Raw genomic sequence first — 26,998 nt, 5'->3', positions numbered from 1 at the left:
TCTACTGGGGAACATAGGGCAAGTTTAGCCTGATTTGCACGCCACCTAAATCAGAGTGCTCCGCAGAAATCGTGCCGCCGTGCGCCTCGACGATATTTTTACAGATAGCCAGTCCCAGGCCGGACCCTCCGCTGGCACGATTGCGGGAGTTTTCCGCACGGAAAAAACGCTCAAACAGCTGCGCCCGCTGCGCCGCCGCTACGCCGGGCGCGCTGTCATCAATACAGAGCAGCCACTGATTCTCCTGCTGCCGCATGGTGATGCGGACTTCGCCGCCGGGATGGGTATAGCGCAGGCTGTTTTCCAGCAGATTCGTAAACAGCTGCATCAGGCGGTCAGGATCGCCAAAGCTGCTGGCTTCAGCAGGCAGCTGCAGCTGCAGCGTCAGCTGGTGCGTGCGATAGCGTCCGGCAAAGCTGCCGGCGATCACCTCCAGCAGGTTAACCAGATCCAGCGGCTGTTTGCGGTAGGCGAGGGCGCCCGCATCGGAGAGCGAAAGCTGATGCAGGTCATCCACCAGCTTGGTCAGTACCACCACTTCACTCTGCAGCGAACTTATCGCCTCGGGCGTGACCTGCCGGACGCCATCCTGAATCGCTTCCAGCTCACCACGCAGGATCGCCAGCGGCGTGCGCAGCTCATGGGAGATATCCGCCATGAACGCGCGGCGATTACTCTCATTTTTCTCCAGCGACTGCGCCAGCTGATTAAAGTCGCGCGCCAGCTGACCGATTTCATCACCGCTATCCACCTCAACCCGGGTAGCAAATTTTCCCGCAGCCAGCTGATGGGTGCCCTCTACCAGCCGTTTAACCGGCGCCAGCAGGCCGCGTGCCAGCAGCCAGGTGACCAGCGCCGCCAGCAGAGTGGAGAGTGTGACGATCATCCAGTTGGTCTGGCGCTGCTGCCGGTCAAAATTGATGTCGGTGCTGCGCGTCAGGTTTTCCGCCGGAGAGGCAATTACCCAGCCGACAATTTTACCGCTGCTGGTGGTGATGTTACGCCGCGGTCCTTTTGGCGGAATCGGCGCGCGCGGGCCTGACAGCACCTTATATTGCTGATCGATGATCCAGAACTGCGTGCGCCAGCCGTGCGGCGGCAGCGGATTGTGGCTGCCTGGGTTCTGCTCCAGCGAGCGCAGAATGGTGAAGATCAGCCGATCGTTCTGGCGCAGAAAATCCCAGCTGCCGTGCTGCTCATACTGATCTGCCAGCGCATCACTCAGCAGTGTCAGCCGCTGTTCGTTGCCTTTTTTGATGTAGTCAACAAAGCCATGCTCAAAGCTGAGCCGTACGCCCCAGTGCATCGTGATGATGACCAGCATGCAGGTACCAAAAATCGCCATAAAGAGTTTGGCGCCAATGCCGGGCCGGAAACGCGCCATCACTTTTTACTCCTGGTTCTGAGATCAACATTTTTACTGAGTGCTTCCGGTACCCGCCAGAACACCAGCGCCGGCAGGGCGATGACGACCACCATACAGAGCCAGGTCCAGGCAAACGCCTGCTGCGCCATGTCGCTGCCCGCGGCAGCCTGCTGGCCAAAAGCGCCGAGCAGCAGACCCGCCAGCGTGACGCCGATACTCATCGACAATTGCATAATCATCGACAGTAAGCTGTTGCCGCCGGAGGCGAGATCGTCCGGCAGATCTTTCAGCGTCAGGGTATTCATAGCGGAAAAGCGCAGGGCATTGACCATGCCGAGCAGCAGTAATACCAGCGGCAGGAGCCAGATCCAGCCAGCCAGCGCGACCACGGCAAACAGCGCCACCACCAGCGCCAGCGCGAGCGTGCTTCCCACCAGTACGCGGCGATAGCCAAACAGGTTAACAATGCGCACCACCACCCGCTTGATGCCCATATTTCCCAGCACCATCGGGATCATCATTAACCCGGCGTGAAACGGCGTAAAACCCAGACCTACCTGCAGAAATACCGGCGTCATAAACGGCAGCATGCCGCTGCCGATGCGCCCGGTAAAGCTGCCCAGCAGACCAATCGAATAGAGGCGGTTATCAAACAGTCGCAGGCTGAACAGCGCGTTGTCATTGTGGCGGCCGTGCATCAGATAAAACAGCAGCGACAGCACGCCCGCCAGAATCAGGAAGCCGGGCAGCAGCGCGCCATTGCCGCCGCCATCCAGCGCCAGCGTCAGCGCCGCCATGCCGGCCGCCAGCAGCAGAAAACCGGCAAAATCAAACCGGCGCGTCTGCATGGTGTAGTTCGGCATCAGCATCAGCGTGGCGACAGCGCCAATAATGCCGACCGGAATATTGATAAGGAAAATCCAGTGCCAGCTGGCGTACTCAACCAGCACGCCGCCGAGGGCCGGACCGAGCAGCGGGCCAATCTGGCCCGGCAGGGTAACAAAGGTCATGGCGGACATATATTGCTCACGCGGCACAATTTTCATGACCGTTAAGCGGCCCACCGGCACCATCATTGCACCACCGATACCCTGAACCACGCGCGCCACAACCAGCTGATTAAGCGTGGCAGCCAGCGCGCAGAACAGCGATCCGACGCTGAACAGCACAATCGCGCTGAAAAAGATGTTACGCACGCCAAAACGGTCAGCCAGCCAGCCGCTCAGCGGCAGCATCACCGCAACCGTCAGAACGTAAGAGACGATAACGGAATGCATATGCAGCGGGCTGACGCCAAGATCGCGCGCCATGGAAGGCAGCGCGGTATTGACAATGGTGGTATCCAGCGTTTGCATAAAAAAGCCAAACGCCACAATCCACAGCTGCCAGCGTACCGTGGTGGCAGGTTTGTTCATCTTCTCTCCTCCAGCATAAGGCGCGTTTGTTTACCCCGGGGTGCATTAATGCAGCAATCGTCCCCGCAGGGGCGCCATTAATGGTGCCCTGGTTTCGTACGTGTTGATTGCCCGGGGCGCATTAATGCGCCCCCTACGAAATTCGGGTGGTTGCTGGCTCTGTGACGGCTTTGCGGCGGCGTAATTTATCCATCAGCAGATAGACCACCGGCGTGGTGTAGAGCGTCAGCAGCTGGCTTACCACCAGGCCGCCGGCGATGGTGATGCCCAGCGGCTGCCGCAGTTCAGCACCGTCGCCGCTGGTCAGCACCAGTGGCAGGGCGCCAAACAGCGCGGCCAGCGTGGTCATCAGAATCGGGCGAAAACGCAGCTGACACGCCTGGAAAATCGCCTCGCGCGGGCTCAGCTGCTGCTGTCGTTCCGCCTCCAGCGCAAAGTCGACCATCATGATGGCGTTCTTTTTCACAATCCCTATCAGCAGCAAAATGCCAATCAGCGCAATCAGGCTGAACGGCGTATCAAACAATTTAAGCGCCAGCAGCGCGCCGGTTCCGGCCGACGGCAGCGTCGACAGAATCGTGAGCGGATGCACATAGCTCTCATACAGAATGCCCAGCACGATATAGACCGCTGCGATGGCTGCCAGCATCAGCCAGAGCTGGCTGGACTGCGACTGCTGAAACACCTGCGCGGTACCGGCAAAGCTGCCGCGCACGCTGGAGGGCACCCCCAGCACCGTCATGGCGCGATCGATCGCCGCGGAGGCCTGCGACAGAGAGACGCCTTCCGGCAAATTAAACGAAATGGTTGTCGCTGCAGAAAGCCCCTCATGGTTGACGGAGAGCGGTGCGTTAGCGGGCTGCCAGTGGGCAAAACCGCTCAGCGGAATCGCTTTGCCGTCGCTGCTGACCACAAACATCTGGTCGAGCGCGCTGATATCCTGGGTATAGCGCGGATCCACCTCCATCACCACTTTGTACTGATTCAGCGGCTGATAAATGGTTGAGATCTGACGCTGGCCAAAGGCGTTGTTCAGCAGATCGTTGGCGGCTGAAACGTCTATGCCGAGGCGCGCCATGCTTTCACGATCGTATGTAATAGCCATTTCGCTGCCTTTATCCTGCTGGTCGGAGTTAACGTCAGTGAGCTGCGGCAGGGCAGAGAAGGCCTTACGGATTTTGGGTTCCCACTCACGCAGATCGGCAAGGTTATCCGACAGCAGGCTGTACTGATAGCTGGCGTTCGACTCCCGTCCGCCGACGCGAATATCCTGTACGGCGTTGAGATAGAGGCTGGCCCCCGGCTCCTTAGCCAGTTTGGTGCGCAGGCGGGCGATCACCTGCTGGGCGCTTTCGCTGCGCTCAGAGAGAGGCTTCAGCGCCACAAACATCAGGCCGCTGTTGGTGCCGAGGCCGCCGGTAAAGCCGGTGACATTATCCACCGCCGGATCCATTTTGATGATATTCATAAAATCTTCCAGCTTGCCGCGCATCGCCTGAAACGAGATGCTCTGATCGGCAGACAGAAAACCGCTCAGGCGACCGGTATCCTGTTCCGGCATAAAGGTTTTGGGTATCGTAATAAACAGCCAGACGGTCATCGCTACCGTGCCGCCCAGCAGCAGCAGTACCCAGATGGCGTGGCGTAACACCCAGCGCAGCGAGCGGGCATAGCCATCCTGCGTCCGCTGCAGCAGCCGGCTGAACAGCCCGGGCGCGGCAGGCTGTGCCGGTTGCGGCTTCAGCAGATACGCGCACATCATCGGCGTCAGCGTGACGGAGATAAACAGCGAGATCAGAATCGCCACCGACAGCGTAATGGCAAATTCCGAAAAGAAGCGTCCGATAATGCCGCCAATCATCAGCAGCGGCAGAAACACCGCAATCAGCGACAGGCTCATCGACAGCACGGTAAAGCCCACTTCGCGGACGCCGGTCAGCGCCGCCTGCAGCGGCTTCATGCCAGCCTCAACGTGGCGGGCGATATTCTCCAGCACCACAATCGCATCATCCACCACAAACCCGGTGGCGATGGTTAGCGCCATCAGCGACAGGTTGTTAAGACTGAAGCCGCACAGATACATGGCAGCAAAGGTGCCAATCAGTGAGACCGGCACCGCCGCAGCAGGAATGAGCGTGGCCCGGCCGTCGCGCAGGAACAGAAACACCACCAGAATCACCAGCACCACGGCAATCACCAGCGACTGCTCGACTTCATGCAGCGAAGCGCGGATAGTCGGTGAGCGATCCTGGGCAATCTGCAGATCGATCGCCGCCGGAATGAAATCGTGCAGCACCGGCAGCTCAGCGCGAATGCGATCCACGGTATCGATAATATTGGCGTCCGGCGACTTACGGATCACCAGCAGCACCGCCGGCTTGCCGTTGGTCATCCCGGCGTTACGCACATCCTGCACCGAATCCTGCACGCTGGCGACATCGCTCAGGCGAACCGCCGCACCGTTGTTATAGTGCACCACCAGCGGCTGATAGGCGCTGGCGCTCTGCAGTTCATCATTGGTACGCAGCTGCCAGCGCTGCTGGCGATCGTCGATTGCGCCCTGCGGTCGCCGCTGGTTAGCGTTGCTGATGGCGCTGCGTACCGCATCCAGCGACACGCCCTGATTAAACAGCGCCTGCGGATTGAGATCGACGCGCACGGCGGGCAGCGAACTGCCGCCTACCGTGACGTCGCCGACGCCCTCAATCTGCGACAGTTTTTGCGCCAGCTGCGTCGAAGCGTAATCATAGAGTTGACCCGGATTATAGTCGTCCGAGGTCACCGTAAGGATCATAATCGGCGCATCCGAGGGGTTCGCTTTTCGATAAGAAGGCCGGCTCGGCATGCCCGACGGCAGCAGGCTCTGCGCCGCATTAATCGCGGCCTGCACATCGCGCGCGGCACCGTTAATATCGCGGTCAAAATCAAACACCAGAATGATGCGCGTGCTGCCCAGTGAGTTCGTCGAGGTCATTTCACTGACGCCGGCAATGCGCCCCAGCGAGCGCTCCAGCGGCGTGGCCACCGAGGCGGCCATGGTTTCCGGTGAGGCACCCGGCAGCGAGGCCGAAATCATAATCACCGGAAAGTCGAGCTGCGGTAGCGGGGCGACCGGCAGCAGACGAAAACCAAGCATCCCCGCCAGCGCAATCGCCAGCGTCAGCAGGATGGTGGCGACCGGGCGGTGAATGAAGAGGGCAAAAAACTTCACGACTGCGCCTCCGGACGACCGAAGCGCCTGCGGGTAGCGTGCGCCAGGCGATCAAACAGCAGATAGATGACCGGCGTGGTAAACAGCGTCAGGATCTGGCTGAGGATCAGGCCGCCCACCATGGCGATGCCGAGCGGATGGCGCAGCTCAGCGCCGACGCCGGTGCTGAGCATCAGCGGCAGCGCGCCCAGCAGCGCCGCCAGCGTGGTCATCAGGATCGGGCGAAAGCGCAGCAGGCAGGCCTGATAGATAGCGTCACGCGGCGCCATGCCCTGTTCACGCTCCGCCGCCAGCGCAAAGTCAATCATCATAATGGCGTTTTTCTTTACAATACCGATCAGCAGAATGATGCCGATAATGGCGATGATATCGAGTTCGTTACCGCTCAGCATCAGCGCCAGCAGCGCGCCGACGCCCGCGGTGGGCAGGGTAGAGAGAATGGTAATCGGATGAATAAAACTCTCATACAGCACGCCAAGAACGATATACATTGCGACCACGGCCGCCACAATCAGCCAGACGGTGCTGCTCAGCGCGGCTTCAAACGCCAGCGTACTGCCCTGGAACTGCGTGACGATATCCGCCGGCATACCCAGCGCCCCTTCTGCGGCGGTAATGGCCTGCAGCGCTTCCTCAAGTGAATAGCCATCGGCCACGTCAAAAGAGAAGGTTGCGGACGGGAACTGATCGAGATGATTAATACTGAGAGCGGTATGCCGCTCCTCTGTGCTGGCGATAGCGCTGAGCGGTACGCTGCCGCCGTCGCTGCTTTTAAGCCGGATCCCCTCCAGGCTCGCCAGTCCCGGCGTCTGCGCATTATGCTGCTCCAGCACCACGCGATACTGGTTTGCCTGCGTGTAAATCGTTGAGATCAGCCGCTGACCAAACGCGTTATACAGCGCATTATCGACGTCAGCCATGGTGATCCCGAGCCGGCTGGCGCTGTCGCGGTCGACGCGCACATACGCTTCCAGCCCCTGATCCTGCCAGTCGCTGCTGACGTTGCGCAGCTGCGGTGCCTTTTCCAGCTGGCCGATCAGCGCCGGGACCCAGCTGCTCAGGGCGTCAAGCGAGCCAGACTGCAGCGTAAACTGATAGGGGGTACGGCTGCTCTGCGTCTCAATGGTGAGATCCTGCACCGGCTGCAGCCAGAGCGAGACGCCCGGGATCTGCGCCACCGCCTGCTGCAGCCGCGCCTGCACCACCGGAATGCGGTCGTCGCGCTCATCCAGCGGCTTGAGGTTGATCTGCAGCCGGGCGCTGTTAAGCGCAGGATTGGTGCCATCCACCCCGACAAAAGAGGTCAGACTTTCAACCGCCGGATCCTTCATCACCACGGAGGCGACATCGCGCGTGCGCTGCGCCATGCTGGCGTAAGAGACCGACTGCGGCGCCTGCAGGGTGCCCTGAATAATGCCGTTATCCTGCTGCGGAAAGAAGCCTTTCGGGATCATCACCCACAGCAGCACCGTCATCAGCAGCGTGCCGAGCGCCACGCTGAGCGTCAGCCACGGATGCTGCAGCACGCGCGTCAGTCCACGCCCGTAACCGGCAATGACCCGCTCAAACAGCGCCTCGCTGGCGCGTGAGAAGCGGTTCTGCCGGCGCAGTGACTCTGCGCTCAGCATGCGTGCGCACATCATCGGCGTCAGCGTCAGCGACACCACGGCTGAGATCAGAATGGCGATAGCCAGCGTGACGGCGAACTCACGAAACAGCCGGCCAATCACATCGCCCATAAACAGCAGCGGGATCAGCACCGCAATCAGCGAAAAGGTGAGCGAGATAATGGTAAAACCGATCTCTCCCGCCCCTTTCAGCGCGGCGGTGAGCGGCTTCTCGCCTTTCTCGATATAGCGTGAAATATTCTCGATCACCACAATGGCGTCATCCACCACAAAGCCGGTGGCGATAGTCAGCGCCATCAGCGTGAGGTTGTTGATCGAGAAGCCCATAAAATAGATGGCGGCAAACGTACCAATCAGCGAAAGCGGTACCGCCACGGCAGGAATGATCGTAGCCGGTACGTTGCGCAGAAACAGGTAGATGATCATGACCACGAGCGCCATGGCCAGCATCAGCTCATGCTGCGTATCAGATACCGAGGCGCGAATATTGGTCGTGCGATCGGTCAGCAGTTTCATGTCGACCGATTTGGGCAGCGTGGCGGTAAGCGATGGCAGCAGCGCCCGGATATTATCAGCGGTGTCGATAATATTGGCGCCGGGCTGACGCTGGACGTTCAGCACAATCGCCTGCTGGCGGTTAGCCCAGGCGCCCAGCCAGCTGTTCTCTGCGCCCGATTCAACGGTCGCAACGTCGCCCAGTCGCACCGGCGCGCCGTTGCTGTAGCTGATAATCAGGCGACGGTAATCCTCAGCCGATGTCATCTGATCGTTTGCTGACAGCGTGATAGATCGCGCCGGGCCATCAAGGCTGCCTTTCGCTGAGTTGACGTTGGCGTTGCTGATAGCCGTGCGCACATCTTCGCTGGTCAGTCCTAACGCTGCCAGCGCCTGCGCATTCATTTTGACCCGCACCGCCGGACGCTGTCCACCGGAAAGGGTAACCAGGCCTACGCCGGAGACCTGCGCAATCTTCTGCGCCACGCGCGTTTCCACCATATCCTGCACCTGCGTCAGCGGCAGGCTGGTCGTGGTGACCGCCAGCGTCATGATAGGCGGATCGGCCGGGTTGACTTTGCTGTAGGCGGGCGGATTGGGCAGATCGCCAGGCAGCAGGTTAGTGGCGGAGTTAATCGCCGCCTGAACCTCCTGCTCCGCCACATCCAGCGCCAGCGACAGCTGAAACTGCAGCGTGATCACCGAGGCGCCGCCGGAACTTTGCGACGCCATCTGTTTCAGCCCGGACATCTGGCCAAACTGGCGTTCCAGCGGTGCGGTAATCGACGAGGTGACCACATCCGGACTGGCTCCGGGATAGAGCGTGACAACCTGAATAGTGGGGTAGTCCACTTCCGGCAGGGCGGAGACCGGCAGAAAGCGGTAGCCAAGCAGGCCCGCCAGCAGAATCGCAATCATCAGCAGCGTGGTGGCGACCGGGCGTAAAATGAACTGACGTGACGGACCGCCGCCAGCGTCAGGAGGCAGCACCTGCATTATTGACGCTCTCCCCGGGCTGGCTGCGCGGCACGCGTGGTCTCTGTTGCCGTACTCTGCGGCGCCACGACGTCAACCGTTGCGCCGTCAGTGAGGCGATCGATGCCGTCGGTAATGACCCGCTCGCCCGCCTCCAGTCCGGCCCTGATCACCACTTTCTGGCTATCCTGCAGGCCGGCGGTGACGCGTTTCTTGCTGACCTTATTCTCGCTGTTAACCACCCAGACAAAGTGGCCCTCATTGCTCATCTGCAGCGCGGCGGTGGGAATAGTCACGGCGTTCTGCAGCGTATCCGCTTTCAGCCGTGCGTTAACAAACTGGTTGGGAAACAGGGTGTCATCTTCATTGCTGAAGCGTGCTTTCAGCTTAATGGTGCCGGTAGTGGTATCGATCTGGTTGTCCAGACTCAGCAGCGTGCCCTGCGTCAGCAGCGTGGTGTTGCTGCGATCCCAGGCCTCTACCACCAGCGGCTGACCGCTTTTCTGCGCTTTCAGGATCTGGCTGATATAGCTCTCCGCCACGCTGAATACCACATCAATCGGATGCGTCTGGGTGATCACGACCAGGCCATCGGTGTCGCCGGTGGTAATGTAGTTGCCGATGTCGACCTTGCGTAACCCGATACGTCCGGCAATCGGCGCGGTGATGCGGCTGTAGGTCAGATTCAGCTGCGCGCTCGCGACGTTGCCCTCATCCGCTTTAATGGTGCCCAGCGTTTCGCTCACCAGCGCGCGCTGGGTGTCGAGATCCTGCTGCGATACCAGGGACGTTTTCGACAGCTTCTCATAGCGGCTGAGATCGCGGCGGGCATTCGCCAGCGTGGCCTGATCCCGGGCCAGCTGGCCCTGCGCCTGCGTGAGAGCAACCTGATACGGGCGCGGATCGATCTCAGCCAGCAGCGTGCCGGCAGCCACCTGCTCGCCTTCTGTAAAGTGCAGCGCCATCAGCTGCCCCTCAACACGGCTGCGCACCGTAACCGTATTTGCAGCGGTGACGGTGCCGAGGCCGTTCAGATAGTAGGGCACGCTTTGCAGTTCAGCCGTTGCCGCCTGTACCGGCGCGGCTGGCCGGTTTGCTCCACCGCGCTTCTCTTTAGCCTGCGCCGGCTGTGCTGGCGTGGCGCGCGAGTGCCAGGCGTAATAACCGCCAGCCGCTACCGCCAGCGCGATAAGAATTAACAGACCTGTTTTGGTTCGACTCTTCATTACTCTGCGTGCTCTCCAGCCATGTCGCTTTCCTGATACGCTTGCCCGACATCCGGACAGCGCAAACGAAAATAAGTGTAGCCGCCTGCGCCAGGCGAAAATTGAAGGAATTAAGAATATCTGCTCAGCGCGGCGTAAAGGATTTCCCGGTTCTGACACTATTCTGGCATGAATAGACCCCGGTGCGACTTTTTCATTTGCTACGCTTAAAGACAAACCTATCTCGTTTAACCAGGGAGAGCGCAATGAAACAACCTGCAACCCGTCAGCTGGGCGACAGCGGTATTACCGTTCCGCGCCTGACTTTTGGTGGTAACGTTTTTGGCTGGACAGTCGATGAGAAGACCTCCTTTTCACTGCTGGATGCGCTGGTCGAAAATGGCCTGTTTTTTATCGATACCGCGGATGTCTATTCCCGCTGGGTGCCGGGCAATCAGGGAGGTGAATCGGAAGCGATCATCGGCAAATGGTTAAAGCAGAGCGGCAAACGCGATCGCATCGTGCTGGCGACTAAAGTCGGCATGGAGCTGTCGCCGGAAAAAACCGGGCTGAAGCCTGCGTATATCCGCCAGGCGATAGAGGATTCCCTGCGCCGGCTGCAGACGGATGTGATCGATCTCTATCAGGCGCATCGCGATGATGAGCAGACGCCGCTGGCAGATACCCTGAAAGCGTTTGATTCCCTGATCAAAGAGGGCAAGGTACGCGCTATCGGCGCCTCAAATTACTCCGCAGCGCGTCTGCAGGAGGCGCTGGATGTCAGCAGCAAAGAGGGGCTGGCGCGCTATGAAACGCTGCAGCCGGAATATAACCTTTACGATCGCGAAGGGTATGAGAACGGCCTGGAGCAGGTGGCGGTGAAAAACGGTCTTGGCGTGATCAACTACTACTCGCTGGCGAGCGGCTTTCTCAGCGGCAAATATAAAAAGCCGCAGGATGCGGGTAAAAGCCCGCGCGGTCAGGCGATAGTGGAAAAATATCTCAATGAGCGCGGCAGCCGCATTATTGAGGCGCTGGAGGATATCGCTGCCTCACACGATGCGTCAGCCACGCAGGTGGCGCTGGCGTGGCAGATTGCGCGTCCCAGCATTACCGCGCCGATTGTCAGCGCAACATCGCTGGCGCAGCTGGATGAGCTGGTAAAAGCCACCCAGCTGGAGCTGAGCAAACAGGAAATTGAGGAGCTGGCGCGCGCCAGTCACCTCTGATCCCGCCCGGGGTGCTGCGGCACCCCGTATATTGATACAGAGCAATCAATAGTCACTGTCACACTTTGAATGTTTAAATCTTAGATATTCATCACAAATGCGCTAATCCACTGACTGAGCAGGCGTAAATCCACACGAAATTGCAAAACCCTGCTGCTGCCCGGCACTATCCTCTGCGCGGTTTTCCTTATAACTTTGCAGAAGATAACAACGATGAAAAAAATTTTTGCTTTGCACCCGCTGCCGCAACTGGCTGCGGGCACGCTGATGCTGGCTATGTTCAGTTCTGCCGCCGTCGCGGCAGATGCATTCAGCTACGATTCGCCCTGGATGCTGGGTGACTGGAACGGCAGCCGCACGCAGCTGGAGAGTGCCGGCGTGAAGTTTGACGTAAATTACACCATGGAGAGCGCCGCTAATCTCGGCGGCGGAGCAGACAGCCACACCTCAATGCGCTATAGCGATCAGTGGGCGTTTGGTGCGAATTTCGATCTGCAAAAGCTGCTCGACTGGCAGGATGCGCAGTTCCAGGTCACCGTCACTAATCGCGACGGGCGCAACATCTCCGATCAGGTAGCCGATCGCCGCACCGGCATGCTCTCCTCCGTGCAGGAGGTCTATGGCCGCGGCCAGACGTGGCGTCTGACACAGTTCTGGCTGAGCAAGGGGCTGTTTGACAACCGGGTTAATCTCAAGGCCGGACGGGTCACCGTGGGTGAAGATTTTGACAGCCTCGACAGCAGGTTTCAGAACCTTGCCTTTGGCAGCGGTCAGGCAGGCAACTGGCGCGGCGACCGCTGGTTTAACTGGCCGGTTTCACAGTGGGGCGGACGCCTGAAAGCGAATATCACGCCCGAACTCTTCTTCCAGGTCGGCTTTTACAACCAGAATCGCGCCAACTACGATCGCGGCGACGGTTTCCGCCTGGATACCCGTCATTCAGAAGGCAATCTGGTGCCGGTCGAGCTGGGCTGGAAACCGACCCTGGGCGCAGCGGGGCTGCCGGGCAACTATCGACTCGGCTATTACTACTCATCCGTAAACGGGGATAATTACGGCAGCTGGCGGGATGGGGGCTATCAGCGTCAGGATCACGCTTATGGCGGCTACCTGCTGCTGCAGCAGCAGCTGACCGCGCAGGGCGGAGACGCCAGCCGCGGACTGGGGGTAACGGTGCAGGCGGTCATGAACGATCGTAAGACGTCGAAAACCGATAATTATCAGTCCATCAGTTTTACCTGGAAGGGGCCGCTTGATGCGCGTCCGCAGGATGAAATCGGTATTGGTGCCGCGCGTATTCACGTTAACAGCGCCTACAGCCGCGCCCTGCGCCAGCAGAACGCAGCCAGTGGTGAAACGCGCTTTGACAGCCCGGCTTATCTGCCGCTGCAGGCGGGATCGGAATACAACTATGAGATTTACTACAATGCGCAGCTGGCGAAGTGGCTGCAGCTGCGGCCTAACCTGCAGTATGTCGTGGCGCCGGGCGCGGTCGGAGAGGTGAAAGATGCCTTTGTCGGCGGCATCTCAGCCAATATCAACTTCTGACGGGCAGGGAGGAGGCGCAGGCTGCGCCTCCTGTTACGATCCGCTAGCGGAACATCACCTCTGCCCAGCGCGCCAGTCCGGCGGTCACCGAACCAAAGTCGTCGCCGCCGGCAATCGGGGTATCGGGCAGCGCCTGCTGCAGCGCCGCACGCAGCAGCGGCGAGCGTGCGCTGCCGCCAGTAAGATAGATCACGTCCGGTCGGGTCTCGCTGGTGGTCAGCGCCAGCTGTACCTGCTCCAGCATCCGCTCCAGCGGCTGGCTGATCGCCTCTTCCAGCTGCGCCGCGCTGATCTTCGCCTGCAGCGACTGCGCAATAAACGCCAGCGACGCATCCGTTTCCGCCTGCGCTGAGAGCGCAATTTTGCTCTCTTCAGCCGCGCGCACCAGCCGGTAGCTTAGCTTCTGCTGCCATACTTTGAGCAGATGTGCCACGCGGTTTCCCTCTTCTGCATCGCGCACCAGATCCTGCAGCAGCTTGCCGCAGGCGGCGGAGTAGAACTCGCTCTGTGCCGGAACGTCGTTAATTGCGACGGCGTTCCACCACGGCAGGGCGGGGAGCGCCGTGCCCTTGCGGGTGCTGCCGCCCAGACCCAGCAGCGGCATCAGCGTTTTAAACGCCAGCATGATATCGAGATCGTTACCGCCGACGCGGCAGCCGCTGTGCCCCAGCAGGCTGGCGTGGCGGTCAGCTTTCTGGCGCCACTCCGGCCCCATCAGCAGCATGGAGCAGTCGGTGGTGCCGCCGCCGATATCGACCACCAGCACGCGCGTCTCTTTGTCCAGCGTGGCTTCAAAGTCCAGCCCGGCGGCCACCGGCTCAAACTGAAACTCAACGTCACGAAAGCCGGCGCGCTGTGCCGCACGCAGCAGGATCCCCTGCGCCTGCTGGTTGGCATCGTCACCGCCCAGCCCCTGAAAGTTGACCGGGCGACCGATAACCGCCTGGTTGATCTGCTGCCCGAGCTGCGCTTCACCCTGCTGTCGGATATGCAGCATCATGGCGCACACCAGATCTTCAAAAAATGCGATCTGCTGCGGCTTCAGGCCAGAGGCGCCCAAAAAGGATTTCGGTGATTTGACGAACCAGACATCTTCCGGCTCTGTCATATATTGCTGCAGCGCGGTCAGGCCAAACTGCACGCTGCCAGGGGTTATCTCGATATCTTCTTCGCGGTTGTAGCGCAGCGCGCGCTGCAGCAGGGCGGTGTTTTCGCTCGCGGGCGTGGGCACCTGATGGTGGCGATGCAGCCATTCGCTGATCGCCTCGCGCACCGGGGCGCAGATCATCGAGGGCAGCAGCGGCTGGTCATTTTCCAGCGCCAGCATCCGCGGCGTGCCGTTATCGCTTACTGCAATAGCGCAGTTCGCTGTGCCGTAGTCAAAACCGATATACATCTTATGCCCCATGCCAGAAAAAAAGGGGGCGACTTTAGCGCAGGCTGGTCATGCTGGCAATATGCAGTGCTTTATCTCTCTGCATCCTGATAAACCTGATACTGACCGCGCCCGGCATGTTTGGCGCTGTAGCAGGCGACATCGGCCTGCGACATCACCACATTGCTGAGGCAGTTGCGCGCATCAATCTGCGTGATGCCGGCGCTGGCACCCACCTGGTAAGGGTGCGCTTTCCAGTAAAATGTATAGCCATTGACGACATCCACGATGTCCTGCACCAGATCGCGGATCTGATCGACCTCGCAGTGCGGCAGCAGGATGCCAAACTCATCGCCGCCGAGGCGCGCCAGCATATCGCTGCTGCGCAGCTGCTGCTGCATCAGCACCGCCAGCTCGCGCAGCAGCGCGTCCCCCGCCGCATGGCCGGCGGTATCGTTGACCGCTTTAAATTTATCCAGGTCGATAAACACCAGCACATGCGGCGTGCCGGTGACGGCCGCATCATTCACCAGCCGTTTCAGCCGATCTTCAAAGCTGGGCCGGTTAGGCAGCTGCGTCAGCATGTCGTGTGACGCGCTATAGCTCAGACGCTTCATGATCTGGCGCGATTCGCTGACATCCTGAATGACCATCACCACCCCAATGGTGCTGCCGGCCAGGGTTTTCAGCGGCGTAATACTGTAGTGGATCTCTATCTGCGCGCCTGCCAGCGTATGCAGCACCAGCCCCTCATCCAGCGCCGGAGAGATTTTTTCATCCGGCAGCGTACAGAGCAGCAGATTGTCGATGCGCGGGCCGTCAGCGCCGCGCGTGATATTCAGCAGCTCGCCAAGGGGCGTGCCGGCCGCCTGCTCCTGCGGCCAGCCGCTCAGGCTTTCAGCAACCGGGTTCATAAAGGTCACGCACATCTCATCGTCGGTGCTGATCACCGCTTCGCCAATCGAATCCAGGGTGATCGCCATACGCTCTTTTTCCTGGAACAGCGCGTCATTAAGGGTACGCAGTGAGGTGATATCCTGGCAGATCCCGAGTATGCGCTCGATCTGTCCATCCTGGCTCAGGATACGATTCGCTTCTGAGCGAATAAACTGTACGCCGTGCGGCAGGTTGAGACGATACTCAAGATGAAAGGCCGAGCGGCGCTCAATCGCCTGCTGCACAATCAGCGCCAGGCTTTCGCGCTCGGCAGGATCGACCAGATGCAGCCAGAGGTCATACGTGGGTTTCTGCTGCGGATCCAGTGCAAACAGCTCATACATGCGCTTGTCCCAGAGCATCTCCCCGGTTTTCAGGTTCCACTCCCAGACGCCGATGCCGCCCGCTTCATTGGCCAGCGTAATGCGCTCCATCAGCTGGCGGTTGCGCTGCTCGCTCTGCCGCAGCTCGGAGATATCGACAATCTGCGCGATAAAATAGAGCGGCTGCTGCTGCGCGTCGCGCACCATAGAGACGGTCAGACGCGACCAGACGATCTCGCCATCTTTGCGAAAATAGCGCTTTTCAAAGGTATAGGACATCAGGTCGCCCGCCAGCAGACGCTCCATCAGCTGCAGATCGCTGTGCAGATCGTCCGGATGGGTGATCTCCTGGAAAGTCAGCTGCGTCAGTTCATAGGCGCGATAACCCAGCGTACGGCAAAGTGACTGGTTCACCTGCTGCCACTTTCCGTTGGTGCCGACCAGCGCCATACCGATAGCAGAGTACTCCATCGCATTGCGGAAGCGCGCTTCACTCTCGGTGATATGGTTTTTCTCGCGCCGGAAGGCGTCCATGATCAGCGCCATGACATGGCTGGGCAGCAGCACCAGCAGAAAGGGCAGCCAGGCAGAGACCAGACCGGGCGAAGCGCCACTCTGTACCGGGTTGACCCAGTCCAGCGCCAGCAGCAGCGAAATGAAACTGGCATTAATAAAGCAGAGCAGGAACGCTTCAAATTTTGGCAGCCGGACCGCACACCAGAACAGGATCACCACGATAAAGGTAAACGGCCACGGCAGAAAGCGCAGGGAGAGATAGCTGGCGAGCAGGGTAACCAGCAGCGTCAGCAGGGTCTCCAGCTGGCGGCCCGGCGCGATCAGTTCACGCAGCGGCTTAGCGGGCCACAGCAGTACCACCGGACCAAACGCCAGCACGCCGATCACTTCCGAAATCACCCAGGTGGAGAAGAAGGGGAGCAGCGCCTGCTTATCCACCTGCAGCAGCCAGAGCGCAATCAGCCCGCCCAGCAGGGGAGCCAGCAGGCCGGCGCAGAGCGCAAAGCGGATCCAGTCGGGCAGGGCGTTCAGCGGCGCGCGGCGGTTCAGCAGCAGACGCAGCATGCCGCCGGCCAGCAGCGCCTGTATCAGATTCAGAAGGGCAAATTTAGCATTGCTGAGCGCGGGACCAATAACCAGCAGATTTGCCAGCGCGGTGCCCGCGACGCAGCCCGCCAGCAGCAGCGGAATATGTTTTAGCGGCGCGCGGAAAACGACGCCGGTCATCAGCGCCGTTGAGTACCACAGCGGCGAAATACGACCGCTGACCACAATCAGCTCCAGACAAAACAGCGTAAGCAGAAAAGCCAGTATGCTCAGCGTAACGGCAGCCAGCCAGCGGCCTGGCGATTTATCCTGCGCGGTGACTATCTCAACAATCATGTACCAGTCCAGCAGCGCGCAACCCGGTATGGGGAAAATACGCCAGTCAGTTTCTGCCCTGCATGCTAGCACATTCAGACAGGATCTTTACGCTGAATTGGCTTAAGTCATGGCGCTGTCAGCGAAAAAGGTCGGCACGCTTAAACGGTTTTTCCAGTCCGGCGAGCTTGACCGACAGACGCTCCAGGAACTGCTGCGTGGTGGCGACGCGCCCGTGACCCATCAGCAGCAGCGGCACCAGGAAGGCGACGCCAACCTGCAGGGCGCTAAAGCCTTTCAATACCGTGCGGCGCTGGCTGATGAGAAACGCGCTGCTCAGGGTAAAACCGAGCAGCAGGCCCGCCAGCACTTCACTGACGGAGTGCGCATGAATAACCAGGCGGGAGAAACCCACCATCAGCGGGATCGCATACCCGATGGCGATCGTCACGGCGCGCCAGAAAGTGGACCAGCGCCCGGAGATCAGCCACATCATTACCGGCCAGAGCGTGGAGGACATCGCGCTGTGGCCGCTGAAGCCGGTGAAGTTAAAGCGTGCGCTGCCGATGCCAAAGCCAAGAAACATAATTTTAGACAGGCTGACCAGCAGCCCGGCGAGACCAAACGCCAGCAGCCAGTACCAGACGGTACGCTGACTGCTGCTTTTCCACGGCAGCACCAGGGCGATGATCACCGCGGTGGGGATCAGCAGCATGCTGTCGCCAAAATAGGTCAGTGTTCTCCAGCTCATATTTTTCCTTGCAGGGCTAACGGGCGACCCGCACAAACCGGGCGCGGGCAGCCCGACAGTCTATCGGTTCAGCGGCTGCCTGCCAAAAGGAGATTTTCTGAAAAAGGGCGCCGCCGCATTTACTCTGGCGTCAAACCGGCGAAATACCTATAATTGCCGCCACCAAACCCTCTCATTTGGCCCGTTGCTGCTTCGGCAGAGGCGTGCTCCCAGTTATCAGGTCTCAAAAAAGTATGACTGACAAGTCCCATCAGTGCGTGATCGTTGGCATCGCAGGTGCATCTGCATCCGGAAAAAGCCTTATTGCCAGCACGCTCTTTCGTGAAATCCGTGACCAGGTCGGTGACGAGCATATCGGTGTGATCCCCGAAGATGCCTACTATAAAGATCAAAGCCACCTCACCATGGAAGAGAGGGTAAAAACCAACTATGACCATCCGAGCGCGATGGATCACGATCTGCTGCTGCAGCATCTGCGTGCGATCAAGTCAGGACAGGATATCGATCTGCCGGTTTACAGCTACGTTGAACATACCCGCACCAGCGAAAGCATTCATCTGAAGCCAAAAAAAGTGATTATCCTTGAGGGCATTCTGCTGCTCACTGACGCGCGCCTGCGTCAGGAGATGAACTTCTCTATTTTTGTCGACACCCCGCTGGATATCTGTCTGATGCGCCGCATGAAGCGCGACGTGAATGAACGCGGTCGCTCTATGGATTCCGTCATGAATCAGTATCAGAAAACGGTCCGTCCGATGTTCCTGCAGTTTATCGAGCCTTCCAAACAGTACGCCGACATTATTGTGCCGCGCGGCGGTAAGAACCGTATCGCTATCGATATTCTCAAAGCGAAAATTAATCAGTATCTTTAATACGCTGTTTCGGCATGGATCGAATGCGTCAGGGCTGTCACCGTGCTGGCGGCCTTTCGCTACACTTTAATTAGGGAGTTACTGCGATGAGATTATGCGATCGCGATATTGAAGCCTGGCTTGACAGCGGCAAGCTGGCCATTGAGCCGCGTCCGCCGGTGGAACGCATTAACGGCGCCACGGTAGATGTGCGGCTGGGTAACGGGTTTCGTACCTTCAGCGGCCATACTGCCGCCTTTATCGATCTGAGCGGACCCAAGCAGGCGGTAAGCGCCGCGCTGGATCGGGTGATGAGTGACGAGATTGTATTACCGGATGGCGAAGCGTTTTTCCTGCATCCGGGTGAGCTGGCGCTGGCGGTGACGCTGGAGTCGGTGACCATTCCGGACGATCTGGTTGGCTGGCTGGATGGACGTTCTTCCCTGGCACGACTAGGGTTAATGGTTCACGTTACGGCACACCGCATCGATCCGGGCTGGCAGGGGCGTATCGTGCTGGAGTTTTACAACTCCGGCAAGCTGCCGCTGGCGCTGCGTCCCGGTATGCTGATTGGAGCGCTGAGCTTTGAACCGCTGTCGGGCCCGGCCGCACGTCCCTATAACCGGCGTGAAGATGCAAAATATCGCGGTCAGCAGGGTGCTGACGCCAGCCGTATCGATAAAGATTAATCGCTGTACCCGCGCCCGGGCAGGGCTGACGAGGCGCGGATCATCACATTGAGGATGCAATGAGAAGATTGATAACCACGCTGGCCATCCTGTTAGTGGTAGTGGTGGCAGGGATGGCCGCACTGGTACTACTGGTTAACCCCAATGACTTTCGCGCCTACATGGTAAAACAGGTAGAGCAGCGCAGTGGTTATCAGCTGGTCACGGGCAGCGATTTGCGCTGGCACGTCTGGCCTCAGCTCAGCATTCTTTCCGGACGTATGAGCCTCACCGCACCCGGTGCCAGCCAGCCGCTGGTGACCGCCGAAAATATGCGGCTGGACGTCGACCTCTGGCCGCTGCTCACGCATCAGCTCAGCGTCAGTCAGGTAATGCTGAAAAACGCGATTATCCGCGCCACGCCGGAGAGCGCGCCGCAGAAGCCTGGCGGCGCCCCCATCGGCCCTGGCGACAGCGAGCCGGCATTAGCCGCCTCACAGAGCTGGAGCCTGGCAATTGCGAAACTGCGCGTGGCTGACAGCCTGCTTATCTGGCAGCAGCCGGGCGGGGAAGAGTACAACTTCCGCAATCTTAATCTGAGCCTGGATCAGGACAGCCGCAAACAGAACCACATTGAGCTGAGCACGCGCCTGTCGCGTAACCAGCGCAATCTCAGCGTTAATCTGCAGGGCGAGATGGATGTCTCACGCTATCCGCATCAGGTCAGCGGCGAGCTGGCGCAGCTTGATTATGCGCTGGATGGCGCGAACCTGCCGGTACAGGGCATTAAAGGCGCGCTGAGCGGAAAAGCGATATGGAACGCCGATAAACAGCAGTTCTCGCTGGCCGATTTGCAGCTTACCGCCAATGACAGTACGCTGCAGGGCAGCGCGGAAGGACGCATTGCGATGCCGCAGCAGCTGCGCCTGGCGCTGCATGCAACCTCGCTGAACATCGATAACCTCGCCGTCAGTACCCCGGTCAGCAGCGGCAGCGGGACCGTGCAGGCCGCGCCGGTGCAGCCGCCGGTCATTGCGGAACCGGTACTGCGCAATAACGCCGATTCACCGCTCAATACGCTCAATCTGCAGCTTGCCCTGAAGGCGGACCAGAGCCAGTGGCGCGGGCTGACGCTCAGTAACCTGCAGATCGACGCCAGCAATCAGCAGGGTCTGATGACGCTTAGCCGGTTACAGGGCCGGCTGGGTGACGGTCATTTCTCGCTGCCGGGTCAGATTGATATCCGGCAACCGGTTACCCGGGCTGCGTTTCAGCCTGAACTGGAGAATATTGCGATTGCCCCTCTGCTGAAAGCGCTGGCGCTGCCCGCTGCGCTTGAGGGGACGCTATCGCTGCAGGGTAAGGTGAGTGGAGCCGGGCTGAGTGTAGAAGAGGCGAAGCAGAACTGGCAGGGCAGTGCCGATCTGGAGGCCACCAATCTGCAGCTTACGCAGCTTAATCTGCAACAGATGGTACGCCGCGCCGTCGCGCGCGCCAGTAGTGAGGTCACCAACGATCAGCCTGATAGCCAGGGCATACAGCAGCTGGCGGGCCATATCAGCCTGCAGCAGGGAAAAGTAGCGTTTACCGATCTGCAGGGCGGCAGCAGCCAGCTGGCACTTCAGACGCGCGGAACCGTTGACGTTGTGCAACAGCAGCTGGATGTCACCATCAATATGATGCTGCGCGGCTGGAAAGGGGACGAGCGTCTGGCAAAAGTCCTGAATCAGCAGCCCATTCCGCTCCGTATGTATGGTCGCTGGGACAAACTGCAATATTCGCTGCCGATAGATGATGTTGTGCGCCAGCAGCTGCAGAGCGAAGCGAAATCGCGTCTTAATCAGTGGCTTGACCGCCATCCGTCAGGAGCGCATTAACACGACAGGGGCGCATAAATATGGCAGGGGCGCATTAATGCGCCCCCTGCGGTTTACAGGGGTGCCGTTTACGGTGCCCGGATGCCGCACCGCTGGGGCGTCGCTACGGTGCTTCTGATAAAGGATGCGGCATAATTTCCACTTTCTGTACCCGATGATTCTCCACCTGCAGCGCGCGCAGCAGGTAATCTCCTATCCGCAGCTCTTCACCCTCTTCGGGGACATGCTGCAGCGTGTCCATCAGCAGGCCGGCCAGCGTGTGATAATCGCGTTTATCATTTACCGGCAGCGCGACATAGAGCGCCAGATCGTCCAATGGCATATGCCCGTTTGCGATCCAGCCTCCCTGCGGGCCGGGTTCAATATCGTAGCGCGCATCCAGCTCCTCTCCTTCATTAGGCAGATTACCGGCGATAGTCTCCATCACGTCGCTCAGCGTCACCACGCCTTCGACGGAGCCAAACTCATCGACAATAAAGGCAAAATGCGTGCGCGCCTGGCGAAACTGCTCCAGCGCCTGCAGCAGCGTTACCCGTTCCGGAAACACCAGCGGCTGACGGATCAGCGCGCGCAGATCAAGGGAATCACTGTGCAGCGACTGATGCAGCAGATCGATAACGTGCACCACCCCCAGCGGATCGCAGCCATTTTCCGTCACCAGAATACGCGTGTGCTGATTGCGATCGAGCTTCGCCATAATCTCTTCAGGCGCTTCACTTAAATCAACCGATTCCACATCGTGCCGGGAGGTCATAATGGTGTTGATCTGCCGCTGCGCCAGCCCCAGCACCCGGGCGATCATCAGCCGCTCCTGACGATTAAACAGAGCGCCTTCATCGCTATGGCTCAGCAGCGAGGCCGTATCCGCATCCAGTTCAGCACGCTGCGCCTCTCCGCGCAGAATGCGCAGGACCGCTTCGGCCGTGCGCTGGCGTAGCGGACGGCCGGCTGACAAAAAGCGGCGGCGATTAAAGCTCGCCAGCTGATTGAGCATTTCAATCAGAATAGAGAAACCGATAGCGGCGTAGAGATACCCTTTGGGAATAACAAAGCCAAACCCCTCTGCAACCAGGCTGAAGCCAATCATCAGCAGAAAGCTCAGGCAGAGGATCACAATCGTGGGATGACTATTCACAAAACGCGTCAGCGGCTTGCTGGCGAGCAGCATAAGCAGAATAGCGATGGTGACCGCAGCCATCATTACCGGCAGCTCATTGACCATGCCCACTGCTGTGATGACAGCGTCGAGGGAGAAAATAGCATCCAGCACCACGATCTGCGCCACCACCGGCCAGAATTTAGCGCCGTTCTTATTTTGACCACACTCATCGTCACCCCCTTCGAGTCGCGCATTTAGCTCAGTGGTCGCTTTATAGAGCAGGAAAATACCGCCCAGCAGCAGCAGCAGATCGCGTGCGCTGAAGCTATGCTGCCAGAGGGTGAGCAGAGGCTGTGTCAGCGTGACCAGCCATGAAAGCGAGGCCAGCAGCCCGAGGCGGGTCAGCAGCGCCAGCATCAGGCCAATCACGCGCGCCCGGTCGCGCAGCAGCGGCGGCAGCTTTTCGACCAGAATGGCAATAAACACCAGGTTATCAATGCCCAGCACCAGCTCCAGAATGATTAGCGTTACTAATCCCGCCCAGAGCGACGGATCAACGATCCACTCCCACATACTCATGTCACCGTAATGTCTCAAAATGGGTTTAATCTGATGATAGTGAATGGCCGGAAACAGGGCAAAACCCTGCCGACCCTGCTGGTATAAGGTTATACGTGTCAATCGGGAAAATGTTCAGAGTGCAGCAGGCAAAATAAGCAAAATGTATGGATTAAGAATGCAGGAGGAGGGGCGTCGCGAACAATTAATTGTTATGCCAGGTGGTGAGGTTTGCCGCGTACATTTTACCAATCGTATATCCGAATAATTCTGAATTTTCACCGCTGATTGCGCGGCAGATGTGGCGTCATTACTAATGGCTGGTAGTCTTTTTCCTAAAATAGCACAGGGGGCACGGGCCCTACTTGTAAACAAGCCAGTAATAACTAGTATAGCAACGTGTCAGTAAATGTCTGCGCCAATCTGGTTAATAGCGCAGGGTAATGCATTTTAAAGTTGTGAATTGTGAACCTGCACGATCCTGCCAGGAGTTATCCTGGAAAAATGGTTAAAAAAGCGCAAAACAGGATGAGCAGGCGGTATTGGCAGCGACAGCCAGGGGCGGTAGCGTGCCTGAACCGGCTTAAACAGGAAATGAACTGTCTGGTGTAGCGGCAATGGAACTCAGACTAATCCGTTGGTATTTATCACAATTTTCTGGCGAAAAGCAATAGAGAATTGACCTAAATACCGGGGAGTTCGCCGCAGTTTGCTCAACAGGCTCCGACTGAGTATCGCTCATTTATTACACAGGCCTGTAGCGTTAGGGATTAGGGAAATAAAATAAAAGAGTTAAATATGCGCGATAACGAATTTACATATAAAAGTCTTCTGACCAAATTTTTACTGGCGTGCTCAGATTTAATTTGTTTTAACGCGGCGTTGTTTATTGCACTCGCCCTGATTAATTCATTATCTGACTCGCCACTGGCTGATATCTCTGAAAAAGATCTCAATTTAAAAATTGCTACTCACATCTGTCTGTCAATTATCTGTACGGGCTGGTTCTGGGTTCGTCTGCGCCATTACACTTACCGCAAACCTTTCTGGTTTGAGCTGAAAGAGATATTTCGTACCGTGTTTATTTTCTCGGTTATCGATTTGTCTATTTCTGCATTATCGCAGTGGCAGATGTCGCGTTTTGTCTGGGTACTCACCTGGATTCTGGCGCTGATCCTGATCCCGGTGGCGCGTGCCGTTTCCAAACGGGTACTGAACCATTTTGGTATGTGGAAAAAGCAGACCATCATCATTGGCAGCAGCCGTAACGCACAGGAAGCCTGGCAGGCGCTGCAGAGTGAAGAGGTGATGGGCTTTGACGTTATCGCCTTCTTTGATGTCGACGGCAGCTGTCCGCAGGCCAGCATTTCCGGCGTACCTGTGCTGCATAACGAAGCTGAGCTCTGGCAGTTAACCAACAGCGAAACGCAGTTTATCGTTGCGGTTGAGTCTGAGCAGAGTCAGCATCGCGATCTGTGGCTGAAAAACCTGGCTATGCACAATTGCCGTTCAGTCTCCGTTATTCCGACGCTGCGTGGTGTACCGCTCTATGGTACGGATATGGCCTATATCTTCAGCCACGAAGTGATGATTCTGCGTGTAAACAATAACCTGGCGAAGCGTACCTCGCGCTTCCTCAAGCGCGCGTTCGATATCGTTGGTGCGCTCGGTATTATCGTGGCGCTGTCGCCGGCGCTGCTGGTCCTCGGCTTTATGGTTGGCCGCGATGGCGGACCGCCGATTTACGGTCACGAACGCGTCGGTATGAACGGACGTAAGTTTAAATGCCTGAAGTTCCGCTCAATGGTGATTAACTCCAAAGAAGTGCTGGAGGAGGTGCTGCGCACCGATCCGGTTGCGCGAGCGGAGTGGGATAAAGATTTCAAACTGAAAAACGACCCGCGTATTACCAAAGTCGGCCATTTCATCCGTAAAACCAGTCTGGATGAGCTGCCGCAGCTGTGGAACGTGGTGCGTGGTGACATGAGCCTTGTCGGGCCGCGTCCGGTGATTGAAGATGAACTCTGCCGTTATGCCGGGGATGTAGATTACTACCTGATGGCGAAGCCAGGCATGACGGGATTGTGGCAGGTCAGCGGTCGTAACGACGTTGACTACGAAACACGCGTCTATTTCGACTCGTGGTATGTCAAAAACTGGTCGCTGTGGAATGACATCGCGATTCTGTTTAAGACAGTCGGCGTAGTGCTTAAGCGCGACGGCGCATATTGATAGACAGCGAAGGCGGGGGAGGGTATCTCTCTCGCTGAATAACTGCCGGTGCTGGGAGTCTTGTTATCTGAACACTGCCATTATCGAGCCTGATTAAAGCGGAGAGGTTGTTGAGCTGCACTGTTCCGCTTTAATTGATGTCGTCCGGGGGCACGGTGACAACATAAAAACCAAGGGAGCAATGATAATGACCCACAGTTTCAGTGTTTAACCCGTTAAATTAAATTTTTGTAAGACGCTTACACAGCGGCGTTTTCGCCTCTATCAATCATTAACTGATAGCGAATAACCAGATGATAATGAAAACTAAATTGATACCTTTACTGGTATCCGCAACTTTTCTCTCCGGGTGCACCATTGAACCAGGTTCGCACCTTACGACCAGCGGAAAAGATGTCATTGAGCAACAGGATAGCAACTTTGACATCGATAAATACGTAAACGTCTTCCCGATGACTCCTCGTCTGGTTGAACAGATGCGTCCTAAGCCACTGGTTGCACAGGCTAACCCACAGCTGCAGAACGAGATTCAGAGCTACGAATACCGCATCGGCGTGGGCGACGTGCTGAATGTCACCGTCTGGGATCACCCGGAGCTGACGACCCCGGCCGGCCAGTATCGCAGCGCCAGCGACACCGGCAACTGGGTACAGGCTGACGGCACGATTTTCTATCCGTACATCGGCAAGGTACGCGTTGCGGGTCGCACCGTAACGGAAGTGCGTGCGGAGATTGCGCGTCGTCTGGCGCAGTACATTGAAAGCCCGCAGGTAGATGTCAACCTGGCGGCTTTCCGCTCGCAGAAAGCGTATATCACCGGGTCGGTGACCACATCTGGTCAGCAGCCGATTACCAACGTGCCGCTTACCGTTCTGGATGCGGTCAACGCCGCGGGCGGCCTGGCCGCTGATGCTGACTGGCGCAACGTCGTGCTGACGCACAACGGCCGCGAGCAGCGTATTTCGCTGCAGGCGCTGATGCAAAATGGCGACCTCAGCCAGAACCATCTGCTCTATCCGGGCGACATTCTTTACGTTCCGCGTAATGACGACCTGAAAGTCTTTGTGATGGGTGAAGTGCGTCAGCAGGCTACGCTGAAGATGGATCGCAGCGGCATGACGCTGGCAGAAGCACTGGGCAACGCGCAGGGTATGGATCAGACCACCTCTGATGCAACCGGCGTGTTCGTTATCCGTCCGATTCGCGGCGCGAACCGCACCAAAATCGCCAACATCTATCAGTTGAATACCAAGGATGCGGCGTCAATGGTGATGGGTACGGAGTTCCAGCTGGAACCGTATGACATCGTCTACGTCACCGCGACACCGATTACCCGCTGGAACCGCGTTATCTCCGGACTGCTGCCGACCATCGTAGGTATCGACGATGCAAGCTCGTCAGCGCTGCGCTTCCGCAACTGGTCGAACTAAGGTTTTACCATGATTAAGTCAGTGTTAGTGGTCTGTGTGGGTAACATCTGCCGTTCGCCAACCGCCGAGCGGCTGCTGAAGCGTGCACTGCCGCAAACGCGCGTGGCCTCGGCGGGCCTGGGTGCCCTGGAAGGGTACCCGGCCGATAAGATGGCCAGTGAGGTTGCCGCTGAACATGGCCTCTCGCTCGACGGACATCAGGCGCAGCAGTTAACGGCAGAGATGTGCCGTGACTTCGACCTGATTCTGGTGATGGAGAAGCGCCACATTGAGCAGGTCAACCGCATCGATCCCGCCGCGCGCGGAAAAACGATGCTGCTGGGGCACTGGCTTAATCAACAGGAAATTGCGGACCCGTACCGAAAGAGCCGTGAGGCCTTCGACGCTGTGTACGGGTTACTGGACAACGCAACCCAGAAATGGGTCAACGTATTAAGCCGATAGTTGGG

Annotated in this window: 17 protein-coding genes; 8 read left to right on the top strand and 9 right to left on the bottom strand. The window is 58.4% G+C overall.

The features are described 5' to 3' along the window. Position 1: 1 nt before the first annotated feature. The 5 genes from baeS to B4M48_RS11910 all read right to left on the bottom strand — a co-directional run bounded on the left by baeS (position 2) and on the right by B4M48_RS11910 (position 10,316). The gene (baeS, locus tag B4M48_RS11930) at positions 2-1,384 is read right to left on the bottom strand and encodes a two-component system sensor histidine kinase BaeS (RefSeq protein ID WP_039385410.1); all 1,383 of its coding nucleotides are present in this window, start codon (positions 1,382-1,384) and stop codon (positions 2-4) included. Then, a complete protein-coding gene (gene mdtD, locus B4M48_RS11925) occupies positions 1,384-2,781 on the bottom strand; it encodes a multidrug transporter subunit MdtD (protein ID WP_288656803.1) in 1,398 nt (465 codons plus the stop codon). Before mdtD ends, baeS begins: the two co-directional genes overlap by 1 nt. Before the next feature lie 133 nt (positions 2,782-2,914). Continuing rightward, on the bottom strand, positions 2,915-5,992 hold the full coding sequence (gene mdtC / locus B4M48_RS11920; protein ID WP_039385407.1) for a multidrug efflux RND transporter permease subunit MdtC: 3,078 nt from the start codon (positions 5,990-5,992) through the stop codon (positions 2,915-2,917). Further along, positions 5,989-9,111, bottom strand: a complete 3,123-nt coding sequence (locus tag B4M48_RS11915) for an MdtB/MuxB family multidrug efflux RND transporter permease subunit (protein WP_250341207.1) — start codon at positions 9,109-9,111, stop codon at positions 5,989-5,991. The genes mdtC and B4M48_RS11915 overlap by 4 nt, the downstream gene beginning before the upstream one ends. Beyond that, positions 9,111-10,316 (bottom strand): MdtA/MuxA family multidrug efflux RND transporter periplasmic adaptor subunit, encoded by a 1,206-nt coding sequence (locus B4M48_RS11910; protein WP_288656800.1) that lies wholly within the window; start codon positions 10,314-10,316, stop codon positions 9,111-9,113. The genes B4M48_RS11915 and B4M48_RS11910 overlap by 1 nt, the downstream gene beginning before the upstream one ends. Positions 10,317-10,561: 245 nt before the next feature. Between B4M48_RS11910 and B4M48_RS11905 the strand changes: the two genes are divergently transcribed. Both B4M48_RS11905 and B4M48_RS11900 read left to right on the top strand, forming a co-directional pair. Further along, positions 10,562-11,524: an aldo/keto reductase gene (locus B4M48_RS11905; RefSeq protein WP_039385402.1), complete on the top strand. Its 963-nt coding sequence runs from the start codon at positions 10,562-10,564 to the stop codon at positions 11,522-11,524. Between the two features lie 213 nt (positions 11,525-11,737). Further along, positions 11,738-13,072 (top strand): carbohydrate porin, encoded by a 1,335-nt coding sequence (locus tag B4M48_RS11900; RefSeq protein WP_071668012.1) that lies wholly within the window; start codon positions 11,738-11,740, stop codon positions 13,070-13,072. Positions 13,073-13,115: 43 nt separating this feature from the next. On the opposite strand, the gene yegD is transcribed toward B4M48_RS11900, so the two are convergent. The 3 genes from yegD to B4M48_RS11885 form a co-directional block, all read right to left on the bottom strand. Then, on the bottom strand, positions 13,116-14,468 hold the full coding sequence (gene yegD, locus B4M48_RS11895) for a molecular chaperone (RefSeq protein WP_071668011.1): 1,353 nt from the start codon (positions 14,466-14,468) through the stop codon (positions 13,116-13,118). Between the two features lie 71 nt (positions 14,469-14,539). After that, a complete protein-coding gene (locus B4M48_RS11890) occupies positions 14,540-17,104 on the bottom strand; it encodes a diguanylate cyclase (protein ID WP_288656796.1) in 2,565 nt (854 codons plus the stop codon). A 118-nt stretch (positions 17,105-17,222) separates the two neighbouring features. Continuing rightward, positions 17,223-17,834 carry a phosphatase PAP2 family protein gene (locus tag B4M48_RS11885; RefSeq protein WP_039385398.1) on the bottom strand — a complete coding sequence of 204 codons (612 nt, stop codon included), beginning with the start codon at positions 17,832-17,834 and terminating at the stop codon, positions 17,223-17,225. A gap of 233 nt (positions 17,835-18,067) precedes the next feature. Between B4M48_RS11885 and udk the strand changes: the two genes are divergently transcribed. The 3 genes from udk (at position 18,068) to asmA (ending at position 21,230) form a co-directional block, all read left to right on the top strand. Continuing rightward, positions 18,068-18,706 carry a uridine kinase gene (gene udk / locus B4M48_RS11880; RefSeq protein ID WP_039385396.1) on the top strand — a complete coding sequence of 213 codons (639 nt, stop codon included), beginning with the start codon at positions 18,068-18,070 and terminating at the stop codon, positions 18,704-18,706. Between the two features lie 86 nt (positions 18,707-18,792). Next, on the top strand, positions 18,793-19,374 hold the full coding sequence (dcd, locus tag B4M48_RS11875; protein WP_039385394.1) for a dCTP deaminase: 582 nt from the start codon (positions 18,793-18,795) through the stop codon (positions 19,372-19,374). A gap of 59 nt (positions 19,375-19,433) precedes the next feature. Further along, positions 19,434-21,230 (top strand): outer membrane assembly protein AsmA, encoded by a 1,797-nt coding sequence (gene asmA, locus B4M48_RS11870; RefSeq protein ID WP_039385392.1) that lies wholly within the window; start codon positions 19,434-19,436, stop codon positions 21,228-21,230. 103 nt (positions 21,231-21,333) lie between these two features. On the opposite strand, the gene B4M48_RS11865 is transcribed toward asmA, so the two are convergent. Continuing rightward, entirely contained in the window at positions 21,334-22,902 is a 1,569-nt protein-coding gene (locus B4M48_RS11865) for a TerC family protein (RefSeq protein WP_288656794.1), read from the bottom strand. A 783-nt stretch (positions 22,903-23,685) separates the two neighbouring features. Between B4M48_RS11865 and wbaP the strand changes: the two genes are divergently transcribed. The 3 genes from wbaP (at position 23,686) to B4M48_RS11850 (ending at position 26,993) form a co-directional block, all read left to right on the top strand. Next, on the top strand, positions 23,686-25,119 hold the full coding sequence (wbaP, locus tag B4M48_RS11860; RefSeq protein WP_039385388.1) for an undecaprenyl-phosphate galactose phosphotransferase WbaP: 1,434 nt from the start codon (positions 23,686-23,688) through the stop codon (positions 25,117-25,119). Positions 25,120-25,418: 299 nt separating this feature from the next. Then, complete coding sequence (locus tag B4M48_RS11855) at positions 25,419-26,549, top strand: polysaccharide export protein (RefSeq protein ID WP_175540437.1); 1,131 nt, start codon at positions 25,419-25,421, stop codon at positions 26,547-26,549. A 9-nt stretch (positions 26,550-26,558) separates the two neighbouring features. Next, positions 26,559-26,993: a protein-tyrosine-phosphatase gene (locus tag B4M48_RS11850; protein WP_039385385.1), complete on the top strand. Its 435-nt coding sequence runs from the start codon at positions 26,559-26,561 to the stop codon at positions 26,991-26,993. Positions 26,994-26,998 lie beyond the last annotated feature (5 nt).

The organism is Pantoea sp. UBA6567 (assembly GCF_002434165.1).
GTDB classification, from domain to species: Bacteria; Pseudomonadota; Gammaproteobacteria; order Enterobacterales; family Enterobacteriaceae; genus Pantoea; species Pantoea eucrina.
The sequence above is the reverse complement of the archived record's forward strand: the minus strand, read 5'-3'. Positions and strand labels throughout refer to the sequence as shown.